Consider the following 7,537-nt stretch of genomic DNA (forward strand, 5'->3'; position numbering starts at 1 on the left):
TTATCACTCTTTTTCTTTAGTTAGCAACGATATTTACAATCTTACCAGGAACAACAATTACCTTTCTAACTGTCTTTCCTTCAATATCTGCCTTAATCTTGTCGTCACTCATAGCTGCTTCTTGAGTAGCATCCTTAGATGCATCAGCGGCAACCTTAATATGAGCTCTAACCTTACCGTTAACTTGAACTACGATTTGTACTTCATCATCAACTAGTTTACTTTCATCGTATTCTGGCCATTTAGCATAAGTAATGCTGTCGTCATAACCAAACTTGCTCCATAGTTCTTCAGCCATATGTGGAATGATTGGTGAAACTAACTTCACGAAGCCTTCCATGTAGTCTAGGAATAAACTATCTTGCTTGTAGCATTCATTTACAAATACCATCATGCTTGAAATTGCAACGTTGAAACGAAGGTTTTCGTAATCATCAGTTACCTTCTTAACAGTTTGGTTGTAAATCTTATCTAATTTATGATCGTTTACAGTAGTGATACGGTCACGAAGTCTGTCTTCATCATCGATCATTAATCTCCAAACACGGTTAACCCATCTGTTGGCACCATTAATACCTTCAGTACTCCAAGGCTTCGATTCAGTTAATGGGCCCATGAACATTTCGTATAATCTCAATGTATCTGCACCGTATTCTTCAACGATATCGTCAGGGTTAACAACGTTACCCTTTGATTTAGACATCTTTTCGTGGTTAGTACCTAAAATCATTCCTTGGTTAACTAACTTGTGGAATGGTTCCTTGGTAGGAACAACACCTAAATCATAAAGAACTTTATGCCAGAAACGAGCATATAGTAAGTGAAGAACGGCATGTTCTGCACCACCAATGTATAGGTCAACTGGTAACCATTTCTTTAATAATTCAGGGTCAGCAATCATCTTATCGTTGTGTGGATCAATGTATCTTAAGTAGTACCATGAACTACCAGCCCATTGTGGCATGGTGTTAGTTTCACGTTTACCCTTACGACCATTTTCATCAACAACATTTACCCATTCGTCAATGTTAGCTAATGGAGATTCACCAGTACCTGATGGTTCAATGTTATCAGTTTCTGGTAATACCAATGGAAGTTCATCTTCTGGTACTAAACCAGTTTCACCGTCTTCCCAATGAATAACTGGGATTGGTTCACCCCAGTATCTTTGACGTGAGAAAATCCAGTCTCTCAAACGGTAGTTAGTCTTAGCATGACCTGCATTGTTGTCTTCCAACCATTTTACGATAGCGTCAATGGCATCTTTTTTGTTCATACCATCTAAGAAGTCTGAGTTAATGTGAACACCGTCGCCAGTGTAAGCTTCTTTTTCAATGTCGCCGCCTTCGATAACTGGTTTGATAGGAAGGTCAAATTTCTTGGCAAATTCATAATCACGGTCATCATGTGCTGGAACAGCCATAATTGCACCAGTTCCGTATGATGAAAGAACGTAGTCACCAATCCAAATTGGAATTTGTTCACCATTAACTGGGTTAATTCCGTAAGCTCCGGTAAATACACCAGACTTGTCTTTGTTTAAATCAGTACGTTCTAAATCAGACTTAGTAGCAACTTCCTTACGGTAAGCTTCAATTGCTTCTTTCTTGTCATCAGTAGCAATCTTGTCTACTAAATCATGATCAGGTGCTAACACGATGTATCCAGCACCGAATAAAGTATCTGGTCTAGTTGTGAAGACTTCAATCTTTTCATCATGGTCTTTAACACCAAAGAATACGCTGGCACCCTTTGAACGACCAATCCAGTTTCTTTGCATTTCTTTAATGCTTTCTGGCCAGTCTAAGTCGTCTAAGTCATCGATTAAACGATCAGCATATGCAGTAATCTTTAATACCCATTGCTTCATTGGAACACGGTATACTGGGTATCCACCACGTTCAGTCTTACCATCGATAACTTCTTCGTTAGCAACAACGGTTCCACCCATAAAGTCGGGAGCCCAGTTAACTTCGATTTCGTCTTCGTAAGCTAAACCTTTTTTGTATAATTGTTCAAAAATCCATTGAGTCCACTTGTAGTACTTAGGATCAGTAGTATCAACTTCTCTGTCCCAGTCGTATGAGAAACCTAATGACTTAATTTGTTCTCTAAAGTGTTCGATGTTCTTTTGAGTAAATGAACCAGGATGGTTACCTGTCTTTAATGCGTATTGTTCAGCAGGTAAACCGAATGCATCAAATCCAATTGGATGTAATACATTCTTTCCTTGCATTCTCTTAAATCTAGCCATGATATCAGTTGCAGTGTATCCTTCAGGATGTCCTACGTGAAGTCCTTGACCAGAAGGATATGGGAACATATCTAGAGCATAGTAATTTTCTTTGTTTTCATCATTTGTTGTTTTAAAAGTTTCATTGGTTTCCCAATATTTTTGCCATTTCTTTTCAACATCTTTGTGATTATAAGCCATAAAAAATTCCTCCTTTAATCAGTTATCGAATAAAAAAGTCCTATAAGCTATAAAGCCTATAGGACGAAAATTCCGCGGTACCACCTAAGTTTATCTATAAAATATAGATACATCTCAAGTCCTTAACGCGGAAAACGTCTTAACCTACTGAGATTCAGTCAAGATCTCTACGACTAGTTCAATTAGCATTGGTCTAAATTCACAGCGGCCATTTAGTTTCTGAAAAGCAACGCCAATCTACTACCTCGTATCAACAATTTCTATTCGGTAATTTAATTATTTTAAATATACCAGTCTACAGAATTAAAATCAAGGACAATTATCAAATGTGTTAGAATTATTGATAGTTATTAATCAAGGAGTAATTAAATAATGAAAATTCAACCATCAGTTAGATACAGTCATACCCTACTATCTCAATTGGTGCAAAGCGGCGACACTGTCGTTGATGCAACCGTTGGAAAAGGAAATGATACTGAGTTTTTATCACAGTTAGTTGGTGAAAACGGAAAAGTTTATGGCTTCGATGTGCAAGCAGAAGCAATTAACTACACTAAACAAAGATTAGATGACAAAAATTTAAGTAGTAACGTCACCCTTTTTAATACCGGTCATGAAAATATTGCAAAACTAGTCGATGGATCAATTAATGCTGCCATCTTTAACCTTGGATATCTACCAGGAAGTAACAAGGATATTATCACAAAACCAGATACCACCCTGACAGCGATTAAGTCATGTCTAGACAAACTTGAAGTAAATGGCATTGTCGTCTTAGTTCTATACTATGGCCATGATGGCGGTCCACAAGAAAAAGATGCCGTAATTCAATATGCTCAAAGTTTAGACCAAAAAGCATTTTCAGTCATGCAATATCAATTCATTAATCAGGTTCATTGCCCACCTATCCTATTGGCAATACAAAAAAATTCCAACTAATTAAAGTTGGAATTTTTTATTTTACTTTTTAGCTAAAATACGATCATATAAGTTTACAATTACCGCAAAGATAACGATAAACAAGCATACCCAAAATACTTTGTGTAGTGAATCATAAATCACGTTTCTTAATGGTTCCATTAATTTAGCAGGAACTAAATGAGCAGTTTTAACATTAACAATTTTATTAATCATATCCATTTTGGCACCATCAGTATGAAGAATTCCAATGGTTAGTTGTCTATTCATCACGATACCTAAAACGGCCACAATCAATGTTTGACCAAAAATTCTACATAGTGTATTGAATGATGTCGCAACACCAACGTCTGATTTTTCAACACTGTTTTGTGAGATTACTGTTCCATTGGTAATTGTGATTCCAAAACCAATTCCGCAAATTGCTGCGATGGCAAAGAACCAGGCGAATGAAACTGTAAATGGTAGTAATACAACCCAAATGGCAGCAACTAAAATAAAGAATAAACCAAACATTGTAGCGTAGAATGCCTTCATTCTAGATAATAACCATCCGGATACAAATGCACCAAAGATCCAAAGGATTGAAGTTGGTGTGATGGCTAATCCAGAAAGTGTTGCTGGGTATCCAAAGATTCCTTGTGTCCAAACTGGAAGATATACTTCTAGTCCCATCAAGAAACCACTGATTAGAAAGGCAATAATGTTTTGAATAACAAACGTTCTGTTTTTCAATAACTTCATTGGAATAATTGGATTTTCAGCACAATGTTCTTTTCTTACGAATAAGATTAACAATAATATTGAGAAGAAAATACAATATGAGATGGGTTGCCAGTTATCTGATAAATCACTGATCAATTGGATGATGTACATCAATGACAATAATAATAGTGATAGATAAACCATTCCTAGGTAATCAATTGATTGTTTAACCACGACGTGTTTTTCATGAAAACTAACGATAAAAATAATCAATGCGATGACTCCAAGTGGCAAGTTTAAGAAGAAAATCCAGTGCCAACTAAGGCTATCAACCAAAAATCCACCAATTAAGGGAGCTAAGATTGATGCAATCCCCCAAATAGCACCGTTTAGTCCTAAGATTTTACCCCTATTCTCATCAGAATAGATATCAGCAACAATTGTGTAGGATAATGGCATAATTACCCCTGCACCGACACCTTGAATTGCTCGCCAAATTATCAATGTTGTCATTGAATTAGACATTCCAGAGAAAATTGATCCAATTAGGAAGATTCCAATTCCAAAGATAAATATCTTCTTTCTACCAAATTGATCTGATAATTTCCCATAGATTGGTGTCGATATTGCGTTGGTAAGTAAGTAAACTGAGAATACCCAGTTCATAATTGAGACACCATGTAAATCCCCTACAATTGTGGGCATAGCAGTTGATACAATCGTTCCTTCAACGGCACTCATAAATGTAGCGATAAACAATGATATGGTAACTAATAAAACATTGTTCTTTTGCGTATTAATACTCATTGTTCCTCCATCAAAATAAAAACGATTTATAAGTAATTTTCTACAAATAAATCGTCTTTATCGTTTTAAGATATATTATTTAAAGAAATTTTGTAGTTCTTCAACCTTGTCAGTATGTTCCCAAGGTAAATCGATATCGGTTCTACCAAAGTGACCGTAAGCGGCTGTTTTCTTGTAAATAGGACGCTTTAAGTCAAGCATCTTAATGATACCAGCTGGTCTTAAGTCAAAAATTTCTCTAATTGCTTTAATTAGATCATTTTCTGAAACGGTAGCTGTACCAAAAGTATTTACAGAAATTGAAACAGGCTTTGCAACACCGATAGCGTAAGCAACTTGTACTTCAATACGAGTAGCTAACTTAGCAGCAATGATGTTCTTAGCGATATATCTAGCAGCATAACTTGCTGATCTATCAACCTTAGTAGCATCCTTACCAGAGAATGCACCACCACCGTGGTGAGCAGCTCCACCGTAAGTATCAACAATAATCTTTCTACCAGTTAAACCGGCATCACCTTGAGGTCCACCAATTACGAAACGTCCAGTAGGATTAATGAAGAATTTGGTGTTGTCATTTAGTAATTCGGCTGGAATAACAGCCTTAATTACTTGTTCGATAACATCTTTTCTAATTTGTTCTAAAGTAACATCTGGATCATGTTGAGTACTTAAAACAACAGTTTCAACAGCAACAGGTTTGTTGTTGTCATCGTATTCAACAGTTACTTCGGCCTTTGCGTCAGGTCTTAAGTATGAAATTGTACCATCTTTTCTTAAGTCAGCAATTTTTCTCATTAGCTTATGACTTAAAGAAATTGGTAGTGGCATTAGTTCAGGTGTTTCATCAACAGCGTAACCAAACATTAAACCTTGATCACCTGCCCCAATCTTATCTAGAGCATCTTCACTACTGTCACGAGTTTCCAGAGAATCATCAACACCTTGAGCAATATCAGGTGATTGTTCATCAATGGCAACTAATACTGCACAAGTATTACCATCGAAACCGTATTGGTCATTGTCGTAACCAATTTCTTTGATAGTTTCTCTAACAATTTTTTGAATGTTAACGTATGCTTTGGTAGTAATTTCACCAAAAACTAATACTAAACCAGTAGTTACTGAACATTCACAAGCAACTCTGGAATCAGGATCTTGTTTTAGCATTTCATCTAAGATAGCGTCACTAATTTGATCAGCGATTTTATCAGGATGTCCTTCTGAAACAGATTCTGATGTAAATAAATGTCTTTCTTGCATTTTAATGATTCCCCCTATTAATTTGGTTACAAGGCATCTTCACTATCAAGGTGAATCCTATCGGGAATACGCTTATAACTCTTAAAATCATATCATAACTTTAATATTTTTTAAAGTAATCGAAAATACAAAAAAAAGACTACCCTTTCGGATAGTCTTTTTTCAATTAGTACCGGAGGTGGGGTTCGAACCCACACGATCTTGCGATCACTGGATTTTGAGTCCAGCGCGTCTGCCAATTCCGCCACTCCGGCATAATATTAAAATGAAGCCAAAGGCGGTAATCGGATTTGAACCGATGATAAAGGTTTTGCAGACCTCTGCCTTACCACTTGGCTATACCGCCATTTTAGTTCGAATTCAACTGGGCTAGCTGGATTCGAACCAGCGCATAATGGAGTCAAAGTCCAGTGCCTTACCACTTGGCTATAGCCCAATTAAAAAGGGCGGTAGGTGGGAATCGAACCCACGCGTGTCGGAACCACAATCCGATGTGTTAACCACTTCACCACTACCGCCATAGCAACATTAACAGGGATAGCAGGAGTTGAACCCGCACCAACGGTTTTGGAGACCGTTGTACTACCATTATACTATATCCCTATGGTGGAGGGGAGTGGATTCGAACCACCGAACCCGAAGGAGCGGATTTACAGTCCGCCGCGTTTAGCCAGACTTCGCTACCCCTCCATAAATGGCGCGGGACAGAATCGAACTGCCGACACACGGAGCTTCAATCCGTTGCTCTACCAACTGAGCTACCGAGCCATACCATTTATGTTTTGCTATAGATAAATATTCAATTATGTTGTCATTGACAACAACGGTTCGTACGAGACTCGAACTCGTGACCTCCTGCGTGACAGGCAGGCGTCCTAAACCAACTAGACCAACGAACCATTCCAATATATTTGGAATGGAGGATACAGGGCTCGAACCTGTGACCTCCTGCTTGTAAGGCAGATGCTCTCCCAACTGAGCTAATCCTCCAAATATAAATGACCCGTACGGGATTCGAACCCATGTTACTGCCGTGAAAGGGCAGTGTCTTAAACCACTTGACCAACGGGTCATAACTATAAGGTATACGGAGAGTAAGGGATTCGAACCCTTGAAACAGGCATTCACCCGTTTACATCATTTCCAATGATGCTCCTTCGGCCAACTCGGACAACTCTCCAAGACCAGTTATAACTCCGAATGTCAGACTCGAACTGACGACAACCTGATTAACAGTCAGGTGCTCTACCAACTGAGCTAATTCGGAATAACGCGCGGCAACGTCCTACCCTTGCAGAGGGCGATCCCTCAACTACTATCGGCGTTTAGAAGCTTAACTTCTGTGTTCGGCATGGGAACAGGTGTATCCTTCTAGCTATCGCCACCACACTATTTATCTGAAAGAACTTC

General features: G+C 38.1%; 4 protein-coding genes, 12 tRNA genes, 1 rRNA gene, 1 riboswitch and 1 other annotated feature. Of the genes, 1 reads left to right on the forward strand and 16 read right to left on the reverse strand.

Annotation, left to right across the window (positions count from 1 at the left end):
• Positions 1–16: 16 nt before the first annotated feature.
• Complete coding sequence (gene leuS / locus ACOMA7_RS02160; protein ID WP_421391643.1) at positions 17–2,434, reverse strand: leucine--tRNA ligase; 2,418 nt, start codon at positions 2,432–2,434, stop codon at positions 17–19.
• Between the two features lie 56 nt (positions 2,435–2,490).
• Positions 2,491–2,697: a binding site (T-box leader), on the reverse strand.
• A gap of 109 nt (positions 2,698–2,806) precedes the next feature.
• Between leuS and mnmM the strand changes: the two genes are divergently transcribed.
• Positions 2,807–3,373 (forward strand): tRNA 5-(aminomethyl)-2-thiouridylate-methyltransferase MnmM, encoded by a 567-nt coding sequence (gene mnmM, locus ACOMA7_RS02165; protein WP_301945706.1) that lies wholly within the window; start codon positions 2,807–2,809, stop codon positions 3,371–3,373.
• Between the two features lie 21 nt (positions 3,374–3,394).
• Here the strand turns inward: mnmM and ACOMA7_RS02170 are convergent, their stop codons facing one another.
• The 15 genes from ACOMA7_RS02170 to rrf form a co-directional block, all read right to left on the reverse strand.
• Entirely contained in the window at positions 3,395–4,864 is a 1,470-nt protein-coding gene (locus ACOMA7_RS02170) for an MDR family MFS transporter (protein WP_414827412.1), read from the reverse strand.
• A 75-nt stretch (positions 4,865–4,939) separates the two neighbouring features.
• Complete coding sequence (gene metK, locus ACOMA7_RS02175) at positions 4,940–6,127, reverse strand: methionine adenosyltransferase (RefSeq protein ID WP_421391646.1); 1,188 nt, start codon at positions 6,125–6,127, stop codon at positions 4,940–4,942.
• A riboswitch (SMK box riboswitch) is annotated at positions 6,125–6,210 on the reverse strand. (Overlaps the previous gene by 3 nt.)
• Before the next feature lie 87 nt (positions 6,211–6,297).
• Positions 6,298–6,381, reverse strand: a tRNA-Leu gene (locus ACOMA7_RS02180).
• 21 nt (positions 6,382–6,402) lie between these two features.
• Positions 6,403–6,473: transfer RNA gene (locus tag ACOMA7_RS02185), tRNA-Cys, on the reverse strand.
• Between the two features lie 18 nt (positions 6,474–6,491).
• Positions 6,492–6,563: transfer RNA gene (locus ACOMA7_RS02190), tRNA-Gln, on the reverse strand.
• Positions 6,564–6,572: 9 nt separating this feature from the next.
• Positions 6,573–6,645, reverse strand: a tRNA-His gene (locus ACOMA7_RS02195).
• A gap of 14 nt (positions 6,646–6,659) precedes the next feature.
• Positions 6,660–6,730: transfer RNA gene (locus tag ACOMA7_RS02200), tRNA-Trp, on the reverse strand.
• Position 6,731: 1 nt separating this feature from the next.
• A tRNA-Tyr gene (locus ACOMA7_RS02205) sits at positions 6,732–6,817 on the reverse strand.
• 5 nt (positions 6,818–6,822) lie between these two features.
• Positions 6,823–6,895: transfer RNA gene (locus tag ACOMA7_RS02210), tRNA-Phe, on the reverse strand.
• 56 nt (positions 6,896–6,951) lie between these two features.
• Positions 6,952–7,026: transfer RNA gene (locus ACOMA7_RS02215), tRNA-Asp, on the reverse strand.
• A gap of 18 nt (positions 7,027–7,044) precedes the next feature.
• Positions 7,045–7,117 (reverse strand) — tRNA-Val (locus ACOMA7_RS02220).
• 9 nt (positions 7,118–7,126) lie between these two features.
• Positions 7,127–7,199 (reverse strand) — tRNA-Glu (locus ACOMA7_RS02225).
• Positions 7,200–7,215: 16 nt separating this feature from the next.
• A tRNA-Ser gene (locus tag ACOMA7_RS02230) sits at positions 7,216–7,307 on the reverse strand.
• A 14-nt stretch (positions 7,308–7,321) separates the two neighbouring features.
• A tRNA-Asn gene (locus ACOMA7_RS02235) sits at positions 7,322–7,394 on the reverse strand.
• Positions 7,395–7,399: 5 nt separating this feature from the next.
• Positions 7,400–7,516 (reverse strand): 5S ribosomal RNA (rrf, locus tag ACOMA7_RS02240).
• Positions 7,517–7,537: the final 21 nt, after the last annotated feature.

Origin of the sequence: Apilactobacillus intestinapis, from assembly GCF_049166695.1 — a bacterium.
Classification (GTDB): Bacteria; Bacillota; Bacilli; order Lactobacillales; family Lactobacillaceae; genus Apilactobacillus; species Apilactobacillus kunkeei_C.